24 protein-coding genes and 1 tRNA gene are annotated in these 18,881 nt (G+C 42.7%); 6 read left to right on the top strand and 19 right to left on the bottom strand.

Going from position 1 to position 18,881, the window contains the following annotated elements; all coding sequences use genetic code 11:
- Window positions 1-44: 44 nt before the first annotated feature.
- Genes ACQ86K_RS02035 through ACQ86K_RS02015 form a run of 5 tightly spaced genes read left to right on the top strand, consistent with a single transcriptional unit; the run spans window position 45 to window position 3,670 of the window.
- Window positions 45-1,814, top strand: coding sequence for a GAF domain-containing protein (locus tag ACQ86K_RS02035; protein WP_431199708.1), 1,770 nt, complete (start codon window positions 45-47; stop codon window positions 1,812-1,814).
- The gene (locus ACQ86K_RS02030) at window positions 1,763-2,266 is read left to right on the top strand and encodes a sensor histidine kinase (RefSeq protein ID WP_431199707.1); all 504 of its coding nucleotides are present in this window, start codon (window positions 1,763-1,765) and stop codon (window positions 2,264-2,266) included. The genes ACQ86K_RS02035 and ACQ86K_RS02030 overlap by 52 nt, the downstream gene beginning before the upstream one ends.
- Before the next feature lie 2 nt (window positions 2,267-2,268).
- Window positions 2,269-2,688, top strand: coding sequence for a response regulator (locus tag ACQ86K_RS02025; RefSeq protein ID WP_091175513.1), 420 nt, complete (start codon window positions 2,269-2,271; stop codon window positions 2,686-2,688).
- A complete protein-coding gene (locus ACQ86K_RS02020; protein ID WP_091175516.1) occupies window positions 2,678-3,049 on the top strand; it encodes a response regulator in 372 nt (123 codons plus the stop codon). The genes ACQ86K_RS02025 and ACQ86K_RS02020 overlap by 11 nt, the downstream gene beginning before the upstream one ends.
- A gap of 15 nt (window positions 3,050-3,064) precedes the next feature.
- Window positions 3,065-3,670 (top strand): biliverdin-producing heme oxygenase, encoded by a 606-nt coding sequence (locus ACQ86K_RS02015; protein WP_091175519.1) that lies wholly within the window; start codon window positions 3,065-3,067, stop codon window positions 3,668-3,670.
- A 115-nt stretch (window positions 3,671-3,785) separates the two neighbouring features.
- On the opposite strand, the gene ACQ86K_RS02010 is transcribed toward ACQ86K_RS02015, so the two are convergent.
- The 6 genes from ACQ86K_RS02010 to ACQ86K_RS01985 all read right to left on the bottom strand — a co-directional run bounded on the left by ACQ86K_RS02010 (window position 3,786) and on the right by ACQ86K_RS01985 (window position 10,095).
- Window positions 3,786-5,546, bottom strand: a complete 1,761-nt coding sequence (locus tag ACQ86K_RS02010; protein WP_091175522.1) for an ABC transporter ATP-binding protein — start codon at window positions 5,544-5,546, stop codon at window positions 3,786-3,788.
- Between the two features lie 73 nt (window positions 5,547-5,619).
- Window positions 5,620-6,183, bottom strand: coding sequence for a ribosome recycling factor (frr, locus tag ACQ86K_RS02005; RefSeq protein ID WP_090530830.1), 564 nt, complete (start codon window positions 6,181-6,183; stop codon window positions 5,620-5,622).
- A gap of 411 nt (window positions 6,184-6,594) precedes the next feature.
- The gene (locus ACQ86K_RS02000) at window positions 6,595-7,545 is read right to left on the bottom strand and encodes a sterol desaturase family protein (protein ID WP_431199706.1); all 951 of its coding nucleotides are present in this window, start codon (window positions 7,543-7,545) and stop codon (window positions 6,595-6,597) included.
- 137 nt (window positions 7,546-7,682) lie between these two features.
- A complete protein-coding gene (gene cdaA, locus ACQ86K_RS01995; protein WP_090530839.1) occupies window positions 7,683-8,474 on the bottom strand; it encodes a diadenylate cyclase CdaA in 792 nt (263 codons plus the stop codon).
- Window positions 8,475-8,576: 102 nt separating this feature from the next.
- Window positions 8,577-9,047 carry a group II truncated hemoglobin gene (locus ACQ86K_RS01990; RefSeq protein ID WP_091175532.1) on the bottom strand — a complete coding sequence of 157 codons (471 nt, stop codon included), beginning with the start codon at window positions 9,045-9,047 and terminating at the stop codon, window positions 8,577-8,579.
- A 79-nt stretch (window positions 9,048-9,126) separates the two neighbouring features.
- Complete coding sequence (locus tag ACQ86K_RS01985) at window positions 9,127-10,095, bottom strand: polyprenyl synthetase family protein (protein WP_431199705.1); 969 nt, start codon at window positions 10,093-10,095, stop codon at window positions 9,127-9,129.
- A 260-nt stretch (window positions 10,096-10,355) separates the two neighbouring features.
- Here ACQ86K_RS01985 and ACQ86K_RS01980 point away from each other — a divergent pair.
- A tRNA-Ser gene (locus tag ACQ86K_RS01980) sits at window positions 10,356-10,443 on the top strand.
- A 741-nt stretch (window positions 10,444-11,184) separates the two neighbouring features.
- Here the strand turns inward: ACQ86K_RS01980 and ACQ86K_RS01975 are convergent.
- From ACQ86K_RS01975 to ACQ86K_RS01915, 13 genes are all read right to left on the bottom strand, one after another.
- Window positions 11,185-11,391, bottom strand: coding sequence for a YgaP family membrane protein (locus tag ACQ86K_RS01975; protein ID WP_091175536.1), 207 nt, complete (start codon window positions 11,389-11,391; stop codon window positions 11,185-11,187).
- A gap of 134 nt (window positions 11,392-11,525) precedes the next feature.
- On the bottom strand, window positions 11,526-11,918 hold the full coding sequence (locus ACQ86K_RS01970) for a Crp/Fnr family transcriptional regulator (protein ID WP_431199704.1): 393 nt from the start codon (window positions 11,916-11,918) through the stop codon (window positions 11,526-11,528).
- Complete coding sequence (locus ACQ86K_RS01965; RefSeq protein WP_431199703.1) at window positions 11,858-12,160, bottom strand: hypothetical protein; 303 nt, start codon at window positions 12,158-12,160, stop codon at window positions 11,858-11,860. The genes ACQ86K_RS01970 and ACQ86K_RS01965 overlap by 61 nt, the downstream gene beginning before the upstream one ends.
- Before the next feature lie 9 nt (window positions 12,161-12,169).
- Entirely contained in the window at window positions 12,170-12,478 is a 309-nt protein-coding gene (locus ACQ86K_RS01960) for a rhodanese-like domain-containing protein (RefSeq protein WP_091175542.1), read from the bottom strand.
- Window position 12,479: 1 nt separating this feature from the next.
- A complete protein-coding gene (locus tag ACQ86K_RS01955) occupies window positions 12,480-12,719 on the bottom strand; it encodes a hypothetical protein (protein ID WP_091175544.1) in 240 nt (79 codons plus the stop codon).
- Window positions 12,720-12,728: 9 nt separating this feature from the next.
- On the bottom strand, window positions 12,729-13,133 hold the full coding sequence (locus ACQ86K_RS01950) for a DUF983 domain-containing protein (RefSeq protein WP_091175547.1): 405 nt from the start codon (window positions 13,131-13,133) through the stop codon (window positions 12,729-12,731).
- A gap of 137 nt (window positions 13,134-13,270) precedes the next feature.
- Window positions 13,271-13,804: a hypothetical protein gene (locus ACQ86K_RS01945; RefSeq protein ID WP_431199702.1), complete on the bottom strand. Its 534-nt coding sequence runs from the start codon at window positions 13,802-13,804 to the stop codon at window positions 13,271-13,273.
- An 84-nt stretch (window positions 13,805-13,888) separates the two neighbouring features.
- Entirely contained in the window at window positions 13,889-14,536 is a 648-nt protein-coding gene (locus tag ACQ86K_RS01940) for an FAD-dependent oxidoreductase (protein ID WP_431199701.1), read from the bottom strand.
- 10 nt (window positions 14,537-14,546) lie between these two features.
- The gene (locus tag ACQ86K_RS01935) at window positions 14,547-14,999 is read right to left on the bottom strand and encodes an OsmC family protein (RefSeq protein ID WP_091175553.1); all 453 of its coding nucleotides are present in this window, start codon (window positions 14,997-14,999) and stop codon (window positions 14,547-14,549) included.
- A gap of 160 nt (window positions 15,000-15,159) precedes the next feature.
- On the bottom strand, window positions 15,160-15,345 hold the full coding sequence (locus ACQ86K_RS01930; protein ID WP_091175555.1) for a YgaP family membrane protein: 186 nt from the start codon (window positions 15,343-15,345) through the stop codon (window positions 15,160-15,162).
- Between the two features lie 139 nt (window positions 15,346-15,484).
- Complete coding sequence (locus ACQ86K_RS01925; RefSeq protein WP_431199700.1) at window positions 15,485-15,661, bottom strand: hypothetical protein; 177 nt, start codon at window positions 15,659-15,661, stop codon at window positions 15,485-15,487.
- A complete protein-coding gene (locus ACQ86K_RS01920) occupies window positions 15,658-16,779 on the bottom strand; it encodes an efflux RND transporter permease subunit (RefSeq protein WP_431199699.1) in 1,122 nt (373 codons plus the stop codon). The genes ACQ86K_RS01925 and ACQ86K_RS01920 overlap by 4 nt, the downstream gene beginning before the upstream one ends.
- Window positions 16,722-18,881, bottom strand: a complete 2,160-nt coding sequence (locus ACQ86K_RS01915; RefSeq protein ID WP_431199698.1) for an efflux RND transporter permease subunit — start codon at window positions 18,879-18,881, stop codon at window positions 16,722-16,724. Before ACQ86K_RS01915 ends, ACQ86K_RS01920 begins: the two co-directional genes overlap by 58 nt.

Raw genomic sequence — 18,881 nt, 5'->3', positions numbered from 1 at the left:
GTATTTTTTGTATTTTACGCGGTCATTCATCCTATCAAAAAACTATGAGCTACCAGGTAGACCTGACCAATTGCGACAGAGAACCAATACATATCCCGGGAAAGATCCAATCGCACGGTTTCTTGATCGCTGTAAACAGCAAATCTTACAATATTTCCTACATCAGTCAAAACGTTGAAAGCTATACCGGTATCAACGCAATCGGACTCTTAGGCAAAAATATTAGCGAACTGGAAGAACAATTAGCCATAGCAAATGATACCGCGTCATTGCAGCAGTTGTTAAAGTTGGCTAAGGGTGCAAAAAGTTCAGACACCATCAATCCGCTGGCTATTGATGTAAAGGGAACTAATTACAATCTTATCATCAGTCACTCGGTAAATGATCTGGTACTGGAGTTTGAGCCAACCGAATCAGATCTGGGTGGTGACATTCAAAAAACTATAGGCCGTTCGGTAGCCGAGATCCTGAGTGGTAAAAGCTTATCCCTTCTACTGCAAAAGGCTGCTTCTGAAATAAAAAAGATCATCAATTATGACCGGGTAATGATCTATAAATTTAACGAGGATGGTCACGGCGAAGTAACCGCCGAAGTGAAGAACGATGACCTGGAGCCGTTTTTAGGCCTGCATTACCCGGCTTCGGATATTCCTAAGCAAGCCCGCGAGCTTTATAAGATCAATCTTACCCGTATTATAGCCGATGTAAATTCAGAAAGCTCGGCTATTATTACCTATGAGGAGGGAGCCGCACCGCTTGACCTTACCCATTCGGTATTGAGGGCTGTGTCGCCTATCCATATCCAATATTTAAAAAATATGGGCGTCGACTCTAGCTTCAGTATCTCGCTTATTGCCCATGGCGAACTTTGGGGACTTATCGCCTGCCATAATTATTCGCCAAGGTTTATCGACTATAAATCGCGTGATGCATCGAAACTGATCGGTCAGATCCTTTCATCAGCATTAGAGTACCGCCAGGATGAGGAAGAATTGGCAAAACTTCATGAACTGGGCGAAGCTGCCAATACCATTGCCGATTATATCAAAAAGGACACTGATTTTACTTTCGCCTTAACCCGCAATAAAGTTACTATCAAAGATGTTACCACGGCTACGGGTGTGGCGCTGGTGTACGATGGAGAGATAACTACCATTGGCCAGACACCCACCGAAGAACAAATAGCCGAGATAGTTGATTGGCTTAAGGTAAATATGGTTGATACCATTTACAGCACTTACCGTTTCCCGGAAATATATCTGGCGGCCAAAAATTACAGCGATGTTGCCAGCGGTATTTTATCTTGCAGCCTATCGCGCGAGCTTGGGGAGATGATCATTTGGTTTAAACCCGAGCAGGTAAAAGCTATCAACTGGGCGGGCAATCCGGAAAAGCCTGTTGAAGAAACTGCCGACGGCCTGTTGCAGCTCTCGCCACGAAAATCGTTTGACAGCTGGACACAAATTGTTAAAAACACATCCGAAAAGTGGAAGCATGATGAGATCGCCGCGGTTTTAAAGGTTCGTGAAGATGTTATTTATGCCATCAACCGCAAAGCCAACGAAATCAGGATCCTGAACGAACGTTTGCAATTGGCCTATGATGAGCTGGATACCTTCAGCTATACCATATCGCATGATCTGCGCACCCCGCTATCATCAATAAAAAATTACTCGGAGCTATTGCTGGCCAGTAATAAAAGCCTGGATGATTCGGCAAAAAAATGCTCGAAAGGATCGTCAAGGGCACCGATAAAATGCACATGCTCATTAAAGAGATCCTGCATTATTCGCGCGTGGGCCGTACTGACATAGAGGCCGCCCCAATTGATATGGGCCTGTTACTAAATGAAATTAAAAGGGAAGTACTATCGGCCCTTAAGCCCGAAAGCATTGAATTTACCATTGGAGATACCCCAGGTATTGACGGCGACAGTGTAATGATAACGCAGGTTTTCACCAACCTGATTAACAATGCTGTTAAATACTCTTCAAAATCAACGCCATCAAAAGTTAAAGTTGAGGGGATAGTTAGAAACAACGAGATCGTTTATTCGGTATCCGACAATGGTGTTGGTATCGACGTAAATTATTATAACCGCGTGTTTGAACTATTTAAACGCATGGATAACGCGCTCGAATTTGAGGGCACAGGCGTTGGCCTGGCCATTGTAAAACGCATTGTTGAAAAACACAAAGCGCGAATTTGGTTTGAGAGCAAATTAGGATTTGGCACAGTTTTTTATATATCTTTTAAAATTAGTTAGTTGTGAGTTCGCCTGATATTTTTTATGTTGAAGATGACGAAGATTTTGCATTTATAATGCAGCATGCCGTACGCGAAGTGAAAGACGGGCTTACGGTAAAGATCATTGATAATGGGAAGGATGCGCTTGAGCAGTTAAAACAGCTTACCGAAGCAAGAGTAAAACCGAAACTTATACTGCTCGACCTTAACCTGCCCGGGCTTTCGGGGCTCGACCTGGTAAAACGCATTCGTGAAATATCGTTTTTAAAATATGTTCCGGTGATATTCTTTTCAACGTCCGACAATCCAAAAGACGTTAAAGCATCACTTGAATTTGGCGCTAATGCTTATTTAACCAAGCCTGCGGGCTATTTAAACCTGGTAAATTGCGTTGAATCACTTTATAATTTTTGGTTCACTAAAAATCTGAATGTCAATTAAAACGCTGAAAAAAATATTAGTCATCGAGGATGATGGGGATATAGCCGATATTATGGGCATCGCATTATGCGATAAATATGAGGTTGAAGTAAAACGCGACGGCTACGAGGTTGTAGCGCAAATTGAACGCTTCTCTCCTGATTTGATCATACTCGATAACTATATCGGCCAGCGCCAGGCCCGTGAAATAATCAAAGAGATCCATGAGGTTGATGACCACAGAACTATACCTTTTGTATTATTTTCAGGCCATGACAACATTATGCAGCTTGCTGAAAATCTTAATGCTACATCTTACCTCGCAAAACCATTTGCACTTGACGAACTTTATAAGTGTATTGACGGTATTTTAGCGGCGTAGAAAAACGCATACTTTATGCTTCATGAAAAAATAAAACAAGCTACTGCATATCTGCATGATCAGCTTGAGCAAAAAATGTTTGTAGGGCAAATTATGGATGGCTCGCTTACGTTTGAGCAGTATCATAATATATTAATGGTTAACTACACTACTCACGCGGCGGTAGAAGATTTTTTATTTACCCATCTTAGTGATGAACTACGTAGAAAACTGGATATTGAAAACAGGGTAAAACTGCCAGCTCTATTACGCGATTTTGAAGAGATTAATTCGACAGTAAGCAACAATTCTGCGGAGGCTCCTGAATATATTGACTTAAGCAGTGATGCAGCAATCCTCGGGGCAATGTATGTACTGGAAGGCTCAACGCTTGGCGGCAATGTGATAGCGAAACGCCTGAAAACTAATGAACAGCTATTGCCTTACAATTTAAACTACCACTATTACCAGGTTTACGGTGATCAGCTTGGTTTAAAATGGAAACAGTTTTTAGAGGTGCTTAACGCGATACCGGAGAATGAACATGAAGCAGCCATAAAAAATGCGGTGAACTTGTTTGAACACATGGCAACTACTGAAGTAGCAAGTACTACAGTAATACTTGTACCGCCGGAAGTATAGTTAAAACATGTCATTGCGAGGAGAGACGACGAAGCAATCGCATGGAAGCAAGGTCGCCCTGTATAGCAAGCGATTGCCGCGCTTCGCTCGCAATGACATAAAATATTCGAATATCTTAATCCAGCGCATCTGCTGTATCCTTCTCTCCAATCTGCTGACGCCACATGGCGTAATACAAACCTTTTTGGGCTATCAGATCGGCATGTTTACCGCCTTCAATAATGCGGCCTTTTTCCAGCACATAAATACTATCAGCATGCATAATGGTTGATAGACGGTGAGCGATCAGGATGGTAATATGGTTTTCCTTTTCGGATACATTACGGATGGTTTCTGTAATCTCCTCTTCGGTGATAGAATCGAGGGATGATGTTGCTTCGTCAAATACCAGGATATCCGGTCTGCGTAATAGAGCTCGCGCTATAGAAAGACGCTGTTTTTCACCACCCGATACTTTTACACCGCCCTCACCAATTACAGTGCTCAAACCTTTATCGGCCCGGGCCAGTAAGGTTTGGCAGGCTGCACGCTGTAACACATCCATACATTCTTCATCAGTAGCTCCGGGGCGAACGAACTGCAGGTTCTCGCGGATGGTACCTGAAAACAGTTGTGTATCCTGGGTTACAAAACCAATTTTCTCACGGAGCTGATCAAGGTCTATTTCTTTACTTAATGTGCCGTTGTATAAAATATCTCCCTGCAAAGGCTGATATAAACCAACCAATAATTTAACCAGTGTAGTTTTACCCGAACCTGACGGACCAACAAACGCTATCGTTTCGCCCGAATTAGTTTCGAAGCTGATATGGTTAAGGGCATTACGATTGGCTGTTAAATGCTTAAAGGTAACATCGTTAAAAGTGAGGGTTTCTACCTTTTCAAGCAGCACCGGTTTTTCTGGCTTTTTATCGATAGGAATGCTTAATATCCTGTTGAAGTTACCAAGGGAAACCTCAGCTTCACGCCAGGAAAGGATTACGTTGCCTAACTCCTGCAAAGGATTAAATAAAAAGAATGAGTAAAATAAAAAGCTGAAATATTGGCCCGGAGAGATAGTGCTTTTAAAAATGAGCATCAGCAGAACCACCACCATCACACTGCGCACAAAGTTTACTGTAGTGCCCTGTACAAAGCTCATGCTGCGTACATACTTCACTTTTTTCAGTTCCAGATCGAGGATTTTGTAAGTGGTATTATTCAACCTTGCTATTTCCTGTTTTGCCAAACCCAAACTTTTTACAAGCTCGATATTCCTTAACGACTCGGTTGTTGAACCTGCCAGCGCCGTTGTTTCGGCCACAATTGTCTTTTGGATTTTCTTAATTCTCCGGCTCATGGCCATACTCACAAAAGTGATGATGGGTATCGCGGCGAAATATACCAGGGTAACTTTATAGCTTACGCTCACTGAGTAAACGATAACAAATACCATCCCGATGAGCGACACAAAAAGGATCCCGATAAAGGAGGTAATAAACTTTTCGCAATCTAAACGCACCTTTTGCAATATGCCTAAAGTTTCGCCGCTCCGCTGGTCTTCAAATACCTGGTAAGGCAACTCAAGCGAGTGCTTTAAACCATCGGCATACATCTCTGCACCTACCTTTTGGGTAATGATATTGGTAAAATAATCCTGGAAGTTTTTAGCTATACGCGATACCATGGCAACACCAATAGCAGCGCCAACCAGCATCAGCACCTGATTAAGGTATGCGTCATATTGTAGCTTACTGCGTTGTTCGATAACACGGTCAACAATACGCCCGGTTATCCATGGGTCGAGCAGGGAGAAGCCTATATTCATCGCCGCCAGGAAAAGTGCAAATACAACTATCCAGCGGTGTTTTTTTAAGTAAGAGATTAATACATTCATGTTTCGACAGCAAACATAAAAAAAGGGAATGGCTAAGTAGCTCATTCCCTTTTAATTTGACACAAGGTTAATATTAAACCGTCATGATATCTTTTTCTTTAGCTTCTGAAAGCTGATCAACTTTAGCAATGTAAGCATCAGTAAGTTTTTGAACTTCAGCTTCGCCTGTCTTTATTTCGTCTTCAGAAACACCTTCTGATTTTAATTTTTTGATCTTTTCGTTGGCATCTTTACGGATGTTACGAACAGCCACCTTACCGGTCTCAGCCTCGGCTTTAGCTTTTTTAACCAAATCACGACGGCGCTCTTCGGTAAGCGGAGGTACATTGATACGGATGATGATACCGTCGTTTTGAGGGTTAACACCTAAATTAGCTTCTTTAATAGCTTTTTCAATAGGGTTTAACAATGATTTTTCCCAGGGCTGAACAACAATGGTACGGGCATCAGGGGTGTTAACACTACCTATCTGGCTTAATGGTGTTGGGGTGCCATAGTAATCAACCCTGATATCGTCAAGTAATGAAGGGCTTGCCTTACCTGCACGTATTTTATTTAATTCGCTATCTGCATGGTCAATGGCCTTTTCCATCAAGGCCTTTGCATCGTTCACTTGTTTTTTAATGAGTTCGCTCATCGGTTTTTAAATTTTCCACAAAAGTAATAAAATCTATCAGTTTATGGCTTTGGTATTTGGGTTCAATTCAAAAGCATTTAACATTTAATAACATTATTTAACATTTAAATATTATTAATTGATAGGTATATTAGTATAAAATAGTATCGCCATGAAAAAAACCTTAATCCTTGCTGCTATCATAGCCTGTGCAGGCCAGCTTAAAGCACAAAACCTCAATAAGACACCTAAAAACAATGACGCTGTCGATAAACTTTTTAATTTGAAACCATTAAAGGTTGACAGCAACTTGTCTAAACTAATGCCGGTACTTCCGAAAAACGGACTTTTAAATGATAACAGGACATTGCTAAATACCCGTGAACTTGTTGATAATGTGACCGTTTACAGCCGGATGCCTGTTGTTAAAAATTACCCGAACGACAATATGCCCGTTGTTAAAACTGACGAACCCGGGATAAAATACCATATGCTCATTAAAAGAATAGATGTTGTTAATCCGGATACTGCCGGGGTAAAAAAGGAAAAAGTTACTCCGTAGCCAGTTCTGTCTGACAATAGTCCCGGGTCTCCTTTACACTTCACTTTTTCGCGCTTTTCAACCACCTGTTCAAAGCTCTTTTCATAATCGGGGTGATTAGTGCCCATCAGCCTGTCCCATATGTTGAAATATAAACCATAATTGCATTTAATTAATCGGTGGTGCATATTATGATGCGTTGAAGTATTGTGCCATTTAAACAGTTTATGCGTAGTAAACCCCTGGGGAAAAAGTTCATAGCCCAGATGACCGGTCACGTTTAATAGCAACGAATACAAAGAAAATATAGTGAGCGCAGTGCCGTGATAGGGAATAGTAAAGGCGATGAGTGGTACAATACCAATCTCCACTACGGCCTCCAGCGGATGGAAAGCATAAGCGGCAAATGGTGTCGGATTAGTTGACAAATGATGCGTTTTGTGCATCAGCTTAAACAAAGGCTTCCAGTGCATAACCCTGTGTGTCCAGTAAAAGTAGGTGTCGTGCATCAGGATCATCAGCCCTATACTCAAAAAATAATAAGGATATCCTTTATCGCTGATGTTTGGATAGATCCCTGTTAAATGCTGCTTACTGGCGTAGATCACCAACAGGATCACCGCACCAAATATCAGTATAGTAAAAAACGAATAAACGATTTCGCGAAGGATATGTTTGCTTTCGGGATAGCGTTGCTGAATTTTTGAATACCAATATGTTCGTCTTCTCCACACGTAAAAAAACAAGTATAATGCGCCGGCAAATACCAGATAACGCCCTGCTATCGAAAGCAGGACCCGGGAGATTTCTGTTATTTTATCGATGGAGGGTTGCAGTGGCATTGTTAATTTAACACTGATTATTTTGATTCACAATATAGCAATCCTTTATTAGCTTAGAGGGCACAAGTACGCCCCGCTCTTGCAACCACACAATACTTGCGCCAGTTAAAGGCGCATCCTGTCTTATTTTTATCCGATTAAAAATCCTTATTTAAAACTTTTTCCAGCTCTGCGAAGCTGATATTCATTTTAATCCGGCCTTGTTTGGCATACGAGATCTCACCGGTTTCTTCAGATACAATGATCGCCGTGGCCTCATTTGCCTCTGTAACACCAATCCCTGCCCTGTGGCGCAGGCCGAACTGCGCCGGCAGATCAGTTTTTTCGGTAAGCGGCAAAATACAACTTGCCGATTTAATCTTATTCTCCGAAATCACCACCGCACCATCATGCAGCGGACTGGTTTTCTGAAAAATACTTTCCAACAATCGCTTTGAAATTTTGGCCTCCACCACCTCGCAACTGTTTTGATAAAACTGTTCGTCATAATACTTGGCGAAAACAATGAGCGCCCCTGTGCGGGTTTGCTTCAGGCTTTTGCAGGCATCAATTATTGGCTTGATCCTGGCGTAATTATTTTTCTCCACTTCTGATTTTCCGAAGAAATATTGCCACCAGGCTTTATTGCGTTGGAGTGAAGCATTTTTACCTACCAATAATAGAAATCGCCTTACTTCCTGTTGAAAAACCACGATAATGGCAATGATCCCCACATCAACAAATTTGCCCAGGATAATGGTAAGCAGCTTCATATCCAAAGCCTTCACCACAAAATTGAGGGCAAAGATCACTGCAAACCCAATAAAGATATTAGCTGCAATGGTTCCCCTGATAAGATTATACAACTGGTAAATGATCAAAGCCACCAGCAATACATCAAGAATAGAGAAGAAACCTATTTTGGGGAAGAGGGATTGTATGGACTGCATTTACGAAGTTAATAAGTTTACCCGAACATAAACGCCAAAAGAGCAGTAATTATGATGTGCTGCCCTTGAACACCGGTCATTTTACATACGTGTTTTATTATTTCAGGGAATGTATGGTCCCCCCGGCACGCCCCAGCCCCATTTCGGCATAGGCGTATCCGGGCTTTCTGTAGTATTATCTGTTTGGGAGTTCAGCACTGCTATCCGCGTACCCCACTCAAGGTAAGCCATAAAAGCTGAGCGAAATTCCGGATCATCGGGCAGTGAAAGTTCATCAGCAGTTTGCAGCAACAGTTCAATCCAGCGCTTGCGGTGCGCTTCGGTTAAATGCTTTTGCAAATGTTTATTGATCATGGCATAATGGCTGCCTTCAGTTTCGCTATAGGTTTTTGGGCCGCCAAAAACTTCACTTACAAAATGCGCCACATGCATCCGGTGCAGGGGCGACATATGCTTAAATACGGGTTCCAGCAGCTCATCGGCCAAAACCTTATCATAAAACTTGTTGAAAAGCAGTTCAAAAGCAGGTGTACCACCCGCCCATTCAAACAGTGTAGGAATTGTTGCTGTCATAAGTGTAAAAACCGGCTGTGATAAAGATAGGGAGTGCATCTTTAAAAAACCAGTTATTTATACGCAGCAATAAAATTGATTATTTGTCCCGTTCGGTAGTAAACCTAACCAGTTGCTCCAGCCCGCGGTGCGAATCACTGTCGGGGAAAGTGTTCAGGATTTCGAAAGCCTCCTCCTGGTACTTTTTCATCTGGGTTTCGGCGTATTGTAAGCCACCGATATCCTTCACAAATTTGATGATCTCAGCAATTTTTTTAGGGTCTTCATTATGGTTCTTCACCAGGTTGATCACCCTCTTTTTTCTGAACTGCTGCAATTGGCCAGGGCGTAAATAAGCGGCAAGGTGACTTTTTTCTTTGATATCGATACCTAACGGCTTACCCACATCATCAGTGCCGAAATCAAACATATCATCCTTGATCTGGAACGCGATGCCTATCTTCTCGCCAAAGAGGCGCATTTTTTCAATCACCTCGTCACTGGCCCCTGCCGACGCAGCACCGCAGGCACAGCAGGATGCAATAAGCGAAGCGGTTTTCTGCCTGATCACTTCATAATAAACAGGTTCACCAATATCCATGCGGCGCACCTTTTCAATTTGCATCAGTTCGCCCTCGCTCATTTGCTTAACAGCATCTGAAACAATACGCAATAATTGAAAATCGTTGTTATCGATAGAAAGCAGCAAGCCTTTTGAAAGCAGGTAATCACCCACCAAAACGGCTATCTTATTTTTCCATAAAGCATTGATAGAGAAAAACCCGCGGCGCTGATAAGAGTTATCAACCACATCATCGTGCACAAGAGATGCTGTATGCAACAGCTCAACCAGTGCCGCCCCGCGGTGCGTAGCCTCATTGATGCCCCCGCAAATACTGGCCGAAAAGAATACGAACATAGGACGGATCTGCTTGCCTTTACGCTTTACAATATAATGCGTGATGCGATCAAGCAGCGGAACGGAACTTTTCATTGAGTTCCTGAATTTCTCCTCAAACGCATCAATATCAGCAGCAATAGGTTTTTTAATGTCGTTGATGCTCAGCATTGCAACCAAAACAGTATTTTATGTTAACCACCGCCATGTGACAGTGCGGAGCAAACATAAGCTAAAATTATGTATCTGCATTGCAGCCTAATATTTTTTACTCAAATTAAACCAAAGCACGCCATAACTGTCATACTTGTGCGAGTGCAATTTTTATAAGTAGAGTTAAGTTTTTGTGAAAGCGAAGCCGGTTAAAACGGGCTTCGCTTTTTTATTGATAGTAAGGGCAAATATTTTACCTTTGCAATCCGCATTTACTCGGAGAGGTGTCTGAGTGGTCGAAAGAGCACGCCTGGAAAGTGTGTATACTCCAAAAGGGTATCGAGGGTTCGAATCCCTCCCTCTCCGCTGATTTTGATATTAAATTATTCAAAAGCCTGAAAATCAAACGATTGAAGGCTTTTGCTTTTATTTAAAATACTCCAAATTGCCATCAATTCGCATCAAAAGCAGAGCGATAAGGTGAGTAAATCTGATATTTTTATTCACTCACCAGATAAAATACATCATATTGAATATCAAAACATTAAATAATTAACCTCTTTGTGATTAGTTGCAAACTTAGTTTTGTTTCACTTTTTAATGTTATCTAACATGAAAACTAATTTCAGCTTGCTCTTCTATTTGAAGAAACCAAAGAACTACAAAGAAGGCCCAGGACCAATTTACCTGCGCGTTACAGTGAACTGAAAACGGGCGGAAACCACATCATCAAGAACCTCTGAACTCTCGCAATGGAACAGTAAAGCAGGTCGCTTAAAAGGCATAAAAGAATCTGTCCGGGTATTCAACGCATATCTGGACACATTGCAGGCAAATGGTTTATGCAGCTCACGAAAGCCTGACAGCCCAGAAAGCAGCGATCACTGCCGAACGCTTAAAAAATGGGTTAAATGGTAAGCCAGAAAAACTCTACACCTTAGGCAACAGAATGAATAGACGCTATTTTATGCATGATATGTATTAATAAGTGAACCTGTGATCCGAATATGGAAATTCAAAATTCCGATAGCTGGGGTGATTCACGCTGCCTTAAAGCTATCACGTTCTGTCTTTTCGCTCGGATTAAACCGGCAGAAAGTTTTTAAGTTAGGCGCCAGTTTTCCTTGTGCTGATCTTGAAGGGGTAATACAATGGACAAAAACTGACAAACCCTGTTAAAATGAAGATAGCGGCAAGGGCCAGCAGAATAATTGCAAGCGTCCCTGACAGAACACCCTTATAGTATAAGATCGCTATTGCAAGCGCCGCAAGGATCCGTAAAGAACGGTCAAGCGTACCCATGTTCTTTTTCATTGCATTAATTTTTTAATAAAATTAACCTATATAAAAGTATTGGTTGGTGACAAATGTTACATAGAAAGATGATCCTGGTCTTATTTAAATAAAATGTCGGGATCTTTATTAAGAACAATGTTGGGCTGGAATAATTAAGCGTCGAAATTATTTAATAACTTGATCTCGTTGCGATATAGTAAAATCTTCCCGTTATTTTCAAGGATTTTTAGGAGGCGTGAAATAACTACCCTGGAAGTGGCCAGCTCATCGGCAATCTGGTAGTGGGAGGCTTTAATCAGATTGGAACCTGATAATCTCTTCTTTTCTTTCAAATAAGCGATCAGTCTGTCGTCCAGCTTATGAAACGCGATACTTTCTATAGATTTTAACAATTCTGAAAAACGCTCATTAAAGCTCCGCATGATATAATTTTTCCAGCTGGGGTATTTGCATAGCCATTCATCCAACTTGTTATGCGGAATGGCTATGATCTGAAGGTCCCCTTCAGCGATGGCTTTAACTTCGCTCTTTTTTCTTCCAGGCAACAACTGTATGCCATAGAGCAGGTTTCGCTGCTGGATAGATAATATAGCAATATCTCGTTGCCATTATCATCCTTTTTCAATACCTTTAATGTACCTTTTACTACGAGGGGCATCATACGGATGTATTTTCCGTAATCCATAATGATATCACCGTCTTTGAATGAGCGTAATTCACCAAACGTCTCAATTTCTTCTATCAGCGCGGGTTCAAACTGAAAAGCAAAATTGGCAGATTCATCCATGTAGCTAAGTTAACAGTATTGCGCTACATTATTCCAGTTTCCGCCATTGATGACATTGGTTATCCCGTTTTTTTCCAGTATTCCTTTTGCCTGCCCGCTCCTGCCTCCGCTTTGACAGCAAACAATGATGCTTTTCTTATTCCTTAACCTGGAAAGTTGTTGCGGTAACTGGTCTAAAGGAATATTGACAGACCCTTTAGCGTGGCCACCTGCAAACTCACCGGGAGTGCGTACATCAACTAAAAATGCGCCATCTTTGATTAGACTTTCCAGGTCAACAGACGGCGAGCCGCCAAATAACTGCTTAAATAAATTCATATTAATTTTCTATTTGTTTGGTGCCATTGTCGTCGGTTGGAGTTTCTATTATTTTAAGAGAAAACGAACACAAGCCGGTTGAACACAGCGTTTTGTTAAATACCCCTATCCCGGTATAAATCAAGCCTCCGATAAAGCTTACTAAATCTTTTTTGAAAATCCCTTCCGTAATGATCACTAAGCCGATAATGACCCAAAGCCTGCGGCCCAAGGTCCAATTGTACAGTATCGTATTTTTCATAACCTCATATTAATGACCGGCACTTAAATCCGGATGATAATGGAGGCCTGGAGTCAACCAATGGAGCAGGATAACCCTTGAGTATCTCATGTTGAAAGGGGCAAGCAGGCCAACAACACCCAATAAAACGATAATGTACAACCAGGGGTTATCGCTTCCTGTTATGATGGATGTACCAATGGCCAGGGCTACCAGTTCGGCCACGATAAAAGCGTAACTTACATACATAGCACCATAGAAATATCCCGGTTCCCGTTCATAGGTCATCCCGCAATGCGGGCAATTGATGTGCATTTTCTGGCCGCTTAAACTATATAAAGGGCTGGTATAAATATCTCCGATCCGACATTTAGGGCATTTGGCTTTGACAATGGCCGGCCACATCGCCAGCGCCTTTTCTTGCTTCTCTTCCATTTTAATGATGGTTAAGTATCTAATGATCACACAAAGATCCCTCGAATCAGCTTTAGCAACGGTAACAAATGTTACATTCGATTTTCAACGACTGCCTTTTTAATATCTACTTCATAGTTAAAGGCATTATTATATCTTTATAGAACAGTATGATCCCCAATCATTTCACTTAATGCCAGCCCCCATTGCGGAATTTTCCCGCCCAGGGTATAATACATTTGCTTAAAGCCCATTTTCAGGGCGTAAGGTGTAATGCCCATCTCCAGGTGGCTTTCCTTACCGCCCCACCATTCATTGGTACGCATGTAAAAACCTTTTATGCCACCCATATCACCCATGCACAGCAGTTCAAATTCCATAGGTTCAATATCTCCCTTAATGGCGCCTAATTCTTTCGCTATAGCGTTAGCCAATACCTCGGCTTCCATGTGGCCCAGTGACCCGATCTTAGGAACGGTAATTGCAGCGGCGTCACCAACCGCGAAAATATTCTGATAATCGGGATTGCGCATATACAGATCGGTGACGACAAAACCCATATCATCGGTAAAAGGCAATTCCTTTAAAAAGGAATGTGCCTGCCAGTCGGGGAAAATGATAGATACCTCTGCTTCCTGTGACGAGACCATCGTTAAACTCGATACCGCCGTTATAAACCTTTTTGATACCATTTGTATTTGCTTGGTAATGGTAGCCCATTTTTGCCATCATGGGTAATAGCTGATGCAATATCGTTTCTCCTGCATCTTCCGCAATTACTTTTGCAGGAGTTGATAGATAAATTGTTTCGGCATTGCCTTTTTGATTTTTTCCAACCAGTGTGCCAATGAAAATGCAAGTTCAACAGGCGGGCCTTCGCATGCAGTCATGGCTATAGGCAAGCCGGATGGCAGCTTCCAGCTCTTACCCTGGTGAAAAATATCAGAGGTGAGCGCTATAGGCCCCCCTTTGTATTCCTTATGCAGGTAATTTCTCAGCCGGTTACCCAAAAAAGCGTCCGTAACGCTATGTCCGTTCTCATTAAAACCGTCCACCGCATCGTAAGCCAGGCGGTTACCCAGCGCAACAACCAGGTAATCATACTTTATTTTTCTTACTGGGTGACCGGGCCGCTCGTTCGGCTGGTAAAATACGGTGTTGGTATCGGCATCAATAGTAGTAACCTCCGCCTGGATAAATTCACTTCCGTCATGTTCCAGGTACGACATGAATTTATATTGCAGGTCGATTGCCGGGTTGATATTGGCCAAAACCTGCATAGGGATATTGGGAACAAAGGTGAGCAATGCTTTACGATCAATGATGGTAATGTTCGCCTTGTCCTTTACAGCAGCATGAATATATCTGGCTGTTGTAAGCCCGGCAAAATTGCAGCCGAGGATAATGATATGAGGTTTTGACATACAAATTAATTTAAATGTTGAGAACTTTGATTAATGGGGTCATGATGATCTTTGACCTGACTGAATTGGAGATGAGACAGGCCGTTTCTGATTTTTGCAACACCCTTTCGGCTCTTTCCCTGTCTTTTTCATCAGCGATGGTTACCGTGGGCTCAAGAATAACCTCGGTCATCATGAATTTCCCGTCCACCTGTTCGAGTTTCCCTTTCGAATTGCAGCTGAAGCTCACAAATGAGAGTTTCGAATTTTCTGCAATGGCTAAGAAGGTGGTCATTAAACAGCTACTCACGGCGGCCGTGAACAAATGCTCGGGCGACCAGATCCCGGGAACCCCTTTCGGAAACTCGGGGGGTGTCGCAACTTCAATGCAACTGCCGGCATCCCGGTTTAACTCGGGGGAACACATCATGCCTTTGCGTTCTGTATTCCAGTTAACTTCTACGTTATAATAATGTGCTTCCATCGGTTGTTTCCATTTTGTATTGATCAGAAAGCCAATTTACCTTTGTTATAATAAACAAATAATGACCGTCAATAGCCTCATTCATGATGTTCATCACTTATCGGATGATTAGCACTAACAGGGGACAGATTTGAACGATCCATTACAAACCATCCCGTTATCAATCTTTGACGCCTACTGCCTTTAAGATCAATTCCAAAGGACAAAACCTCGTAAAAGCGGACTGGACTAAATTAAGTCCGACAAAAACACCCAGCCATAACCACTGGATATTTATTGTGTAGGCCAATATGATACTGGTTAACACCATAGTGCCGGCAACGGCACGTACAATTCTTTCTTTCATGTTCTTTTAGGTTATAGAAATTTCTCTACCGGCATGATGAATGTCCTGACGGGGGAATTATTATCATGCGTTTTGTTATAAATTTTAATGAGTTCCATCCCCTGTTTCGCATTTGCCGACGGCGTAAACGTGAAGATCATCATTGACTCAACTTTTTCATCGCCGCTGGCAAACCAATCTTCCAAAAATTAGTCCCTTTACCTTGCTTCTGTCCTATGATTTCGCTGGTACTAAAAACATCAATGTTTGCCTCTTTAAATATTTTTGAAATGTCGCCCAGACATTCTTTTAGACAGGTTACGACCAATAGTTTCATGACGCAGATTTTTTAGGATTAAGATGAGTTTTACGCATCATTTTGAAATATAATAAGGGCACCACGATCAGGGTTAGGAAGGTGGAAGTGATCGTACCGCCCATCAGCGAGATAGCAAGCCCCTGAAAGATCGGGTCGAACAGAATGATCACTGCGCCTAAGGCCACTGCGCCGGCTGTTAGTAATATAGGCGTAGTCCGTACCGCACCAGCTTCGATAATGGCTTGTTTGAGCGGGATGCCCTCATCCAGCCTGATATTGATAAAGTCGATCAGTAAGATAGAGTTACGCACCATCACACCGGCGAGGGCTATAAAACCAATCATGGAGGTTGCGGTAAAATAAGCGTGCAGCATCCAGTGGCCTAACACGATACCTATCAATGAAAGCGGTATCGCAGCAAGCATCACCAGCGGCACCGTAAAATTCTGGAACCAACCTACGATCAGGATATAGATCATGATGATTACTACGGCGAAAGCGATACCCAGGTCGCGAAATACTTCAAAAGTGATCTGCCATTCTCCATCCCATTTCAGGCTGTAATTATCCTCCAGTTCCGGCTGATGAGTGTATTCCTCTTTTAGCGAAAAGCCTTTGGGAACGGTCACCGACTTCAGGTGGTCAGAAATATCCGAAATAGCATAAGATGGACTTTCCAGGTCACCGGCCATATCACCCAGTACATAAACTACTTCTTTTTGATTTTTACGGTATATGCTTTTCGGTTTGGTCTGCCGCGTTACGGTAACCAGGTCCTTTACGGGTACTGCGTTCCCCTGCATCCCAATCACCTTTAGGTTCAGCACATCATCTATATTGCTCTTATCGGCGTCGCTCAACTGTAGCTTAATTGCGGTTTGGTTATAAGCAGCGGGCTGGGCTGTATTGCCAACCGGCATACCCGACAGCCCGGCGTTAACCGTTGCAGCTATTTGTGCCGTAGCGATACCATAACGCATTGCTTTTTCCTTATTCACTTCAATATGATATTCCGGCTGGTCGTCTTCGACCATCCAGTCCACGTCTACCACATTGGAGGTTTTATTCATTAAAGTTGTTACCTGCCTGGCCACTTTGATCTGCTCCTTATAATCAGGCCCGTAAATTTCAGCCACCAAGGTTGACAACACCGGCGGACCCGGGGAACTTCCACGATCTTCACATTGGCATTATATTTTTTGGCAATTTCCTGTATTGGACCACGCATTTCTTTGGCGATGTCGTGACTTTGGATGCTGCGGTCATTTTTATCAACCAGGTTAACCTGTATATCGGCAACATTGTCTCCCCGGCGCAGATCATAATGGCGCACCAACCCGTTGAAGCTGATCGGGGCAGAAGTGCCGATGTAGGTTTCATAATTCCTGACAAGTACTTGTCTGGATACATAGGATCCTATATCTTTTGCTACGGCCTGTGTCTTTTCGAGAGTGGTTCCTTCCGGCATATCAACCACTACCTGAAATTCATTCTTATTATCAAATGGCAGCATTTTAACGGCCACCGCCTTGGTGTAGAACATCGATAACGATGCGAACAGGATCACCACGATGCTTAGTATAAATGCCCAGCGTTTCCAGCGGGTTTCGAGTAAAGGCCGTATAAATGAGCGGTATATTTTATAGATGCGGGTTTCTTCCAGTAATTTTGGTTTGCTTTCTTCGTCAGCGATACCATGCTTCTCTTTCTCGCGTAAAAAGATGTAACCCAGGTAGGGGGTTAATGTCAAAGCAACTATCAGCGATAAGATCATAGCGATTGAGGCTCCTATAGGCATTGGGCTCATATAAGGCCCCATCATACCGGATACAAAAGCCATTGGCAATACAGCTGCAATTACAGTGAAGGTTGCCAGTATGGTAGGATTACCCACCTCGTTAATGGCATAGATGGCGGCCTGCAATGGCGGCAATTTTTTCATTTTAAAGTGCCGGTGCATATTTTCGGCGACGATAATAGAATCATCTACAACGATACCCGTAATAAACACCAAAGCGAACAAGGTAATTCGGTTAAGCGTGTAATGCATAAGGTAGTAGGCAAACAACGTAAGCGCGAAGGTTACCGGCACAGAAAGAAATACAACTAATCCACCTCGCCAGCCCATCGCCAGCATTACAAATACGGTTACCACCACGATGGCGATAAACAGGTGAAGCAGTAATTCCCCCACCTTGTCTGACGCGCTTTCGCCATAATTACGGGTGACGGTTAGATGCACATCATCAGGCAATAAACTTGCTTTTAAATGCTCCACCTTACCAAGGATCTGTTCAGACAATTTCATGGCATCCGCGCCTTTCTTTTTGGCGACAGATAGGGTGACAGCCGGGTAATTCGATTTAAAGGCTTGAACATTTTTAGTATCCGCTTTCCCATAACCAAACAGCACATACTGATTCGGCGTTTCCGCACCCTCATCAACTTTGGCTATCTGTTTCAGATAAACCGGCTGCTGCTGGTTAATACCTACCACCAAATTGCCAACATCATCTGATGAAGTGAGAAAATTCCCGGTTTCGACGGAAAAGGCAGTATCTTTTTGCAGCAGTGTGCCACCTGGTAATTGCATATTACTACCCTGAATTTGTTTGCTCAACGACAAAAAGTCCACATGGCTTTCGGCCATCTTACTTTTATCCAGCAATACTTTTACCTCGCGGTTACGGCCGCCGATGATATTGACATCAGATACATCGTTGATTTTCTTGATCTCGTTAGCCAACTCCTGTCCCATCTGTTTCAGCTGGTAATCGTCATATTTATCACTCCATAACGTTAACCCTAATACCGGCACATCATCAATGGCCCTGGTCTTGATCAATGGCAGCGTAACGCCTTGCGGCATTTTATCCATATTCTTCAATAGCTCGCTGTAAAGCTTTACTAATGAACGCTCCACATCTTCGCCCACGTTAAACTGCACGATCACCATGGCTTGTCCCTGCATAGAAGTTGAATAAACGTATTCTACGCCTTTGATATTCGAGATCATTTTTTCAATTGGTGCCGCAACTTTGGTTTCCACATCTTTGGGGGAGGCACCGGGGTACCCGATAAAAATATCGGCCATCGGTACCTGTATCTGTGGCTCTTCCTCGCGCGGAATTAAGAAGGTGCTGTAACCACCAATGAGTAAAAAGGCGATCATCAACAGTATGGTCAATTTCGACTGTATAAATGCCTTAGCAATATTTCCTGCAAATCCGTCTTTCAT

Source organism: Mucilaginibacter sp. P19, assembly GCF_050632265.1.
GTDB classification, from domain to species: Bacteria; Bacteroidota; Bacteroidia; order Sphingobacteriales; family Sphingobacteriaceae; genus Mucilaginibacter; species Mucilaginibacter gossypii.
Note: the sequence above shows the minus strand (reverse complement) of the source record. Positions and strands in the feature narration are given on the sequence as shown.

What these genes read in the sequence shown, in the direction of transcription:
- ACQ86K_RS02035 (WP_431199708.1), top strand. Translation starts at nt 45, where the DNA reads ATGAGCTACCAGGTAGACCTGACCAATTGCGACAGAGAACCAATACAT.
- ACQ86K_RS02030 (WP_431199707.1), top strand. Translation starts at nt 1,763, where the DNA reads ATGCTCATTAAAGAGATCCTGCATTATTCGCGCGTGGGCCGTACTGAC.
- ACQ86K_RS02020 (WP_091175516.1), top strand. Translation starts at nt 2,678, where the DNA reads ATGTCAATTAAAACGCTGAAAAAAATATTAGTCATCGAGGATGATGGG.
- ACQ86K_RS02015 (WP_091175519.1), top strand. Translation starts at nt 3,065, where the DNA reads ATGCTTCATGAAAAAATAAAACAAGCTACTGCATATCTGCATGATCAG.
- ACQ86K_RS02010 (WP_091175522.1), bottom strand. Translation starts at nt 5,546, where the DNA reads ATGAATGTATTAATCTCTTACTTAAAAAAACACCGCTGGATAGTTGTA.
- frr (WP_090530830.1), bottom strand. Translation starts at nt 6,183, where the DNA reads ATGAGCGAACTCATTAAAAAACAAGTGAACGATGCAAAGGCCTTGATG.
- ACQ86K_RS02000 (WP_431199706.1), bottom strand. Translation starts at nt 7,545, where the DNA reads ATGCCACTGCAACCCTCCATCGATAAAATAACAGAAATCTCCCGGGTC.
- cdaA (WP_090530839.1), bottom strand. Translation starts at nt 8,474, where the DNA reads ATGCAGTCCATACAATCCCTCTTCCCCAAAATAGGTTTCTTCTCTATT.
- ACQ86K_RS01990 (WP_091175532.1), bottom strand. Translation starts at nt 9,047, where the DNA reads ATGACAGCAACAATTCCTACACTGTTTGAATGGGCGGGTGGTACACCT.
- ACQ86K_RS01985 (WP_431199705.1), bottom strand. Translation starts at nt 10,095, where the DNA reads ATGCTGAGCATCAACGACATTAAAAAACCTATTGCTGCTGATATTGAT.
- ACQ86K_RS01975 (WP_091175536.1), bottom strand. Translation starts at nt 11,391, where the DNA reads ATGAAAAAGAACATGGGTACGCTTGACCGTTCTTTACGGATCCTTGCG.
- ACQ86K_RS01965 (WP_431199703.1), bottom strand. Translation starts at nt 12,160, where the DNA reads ATGGATGAATCTGCCAATTTTGCTTTTCAGTTTGAACCCGCGCTGATA.
- ACQ86K_RS01960 (WP_091175542.1), bottom strand. Translation starts at nt 12,478, where the DNA reads ATGAATTTATTTAAGCAGTTATTTGGCGGCTCGCCGTCTGTTGACCTG.
- ACQ86K_RS01955 (WP_091175544.1), bottom strand. Translation starts at nt 12,719, where the DNA reads ATGAAAAATACGATACTGTACAATTGGACCTTGGGCCGCAGGCTTTGG.
- ACQ86K_RS01950 (WP_091175547.1), bottom strand. Translation starts at nt 13,133, where the DNA reads ATGGAAGAGAAGCAAGAAAAGGCGCTGGCGATGTGGCCGGCCATTGTC.
- ACQ86K_RS01945 (WP_431199702.1), bottom strand. Translation starts at nt 13,804, where the DNA reads ATGGTATCAAAAAGGTTTATAACGGCGGTATCGAGTTTAACGATGGTC.
- ACQ86K_RS01940 (WP_431199701.1), bottom strand. Translation starts at nt 14,536, where the DNA reads ATGTCAAAACCTCATATCATTATCCTCGGCTGCAATTTTGCCGGGCTT.
- ACQ86K_RS01935 (WP_091175553.1), bottom strand. Translation starts at nt 14,999, where the DNA reads ATGGAAGCACATTATTATAACGTAGAAGTTAACTGGAATACAGAACGC.
- ACQ86K_RS01930 (WP_091175555.1), bottom strand. Translation starts at nt 15,345, where the DNA reads ATGAAAGAAAGAATTGTACGTGCCGTTGCCGGCACTATGGTGTTAACC.
- ACQ86K_RS01925 (WP_431199700.1), bottom strand. Translation starts at nt 15,661, where the DNA reads ATGAAACTATTGGTCGTAACCTGTCTAAAAGAATGTCTGGGCGACATT.
- ACQ86K_RS01915 (WP_431199698.1), bottom strand. Translation starts at nt 18,881, where the DNA reads ATGAAAGACGGATTTGCAGGAAATATTGCTAAGGCATTTATACAGTCG.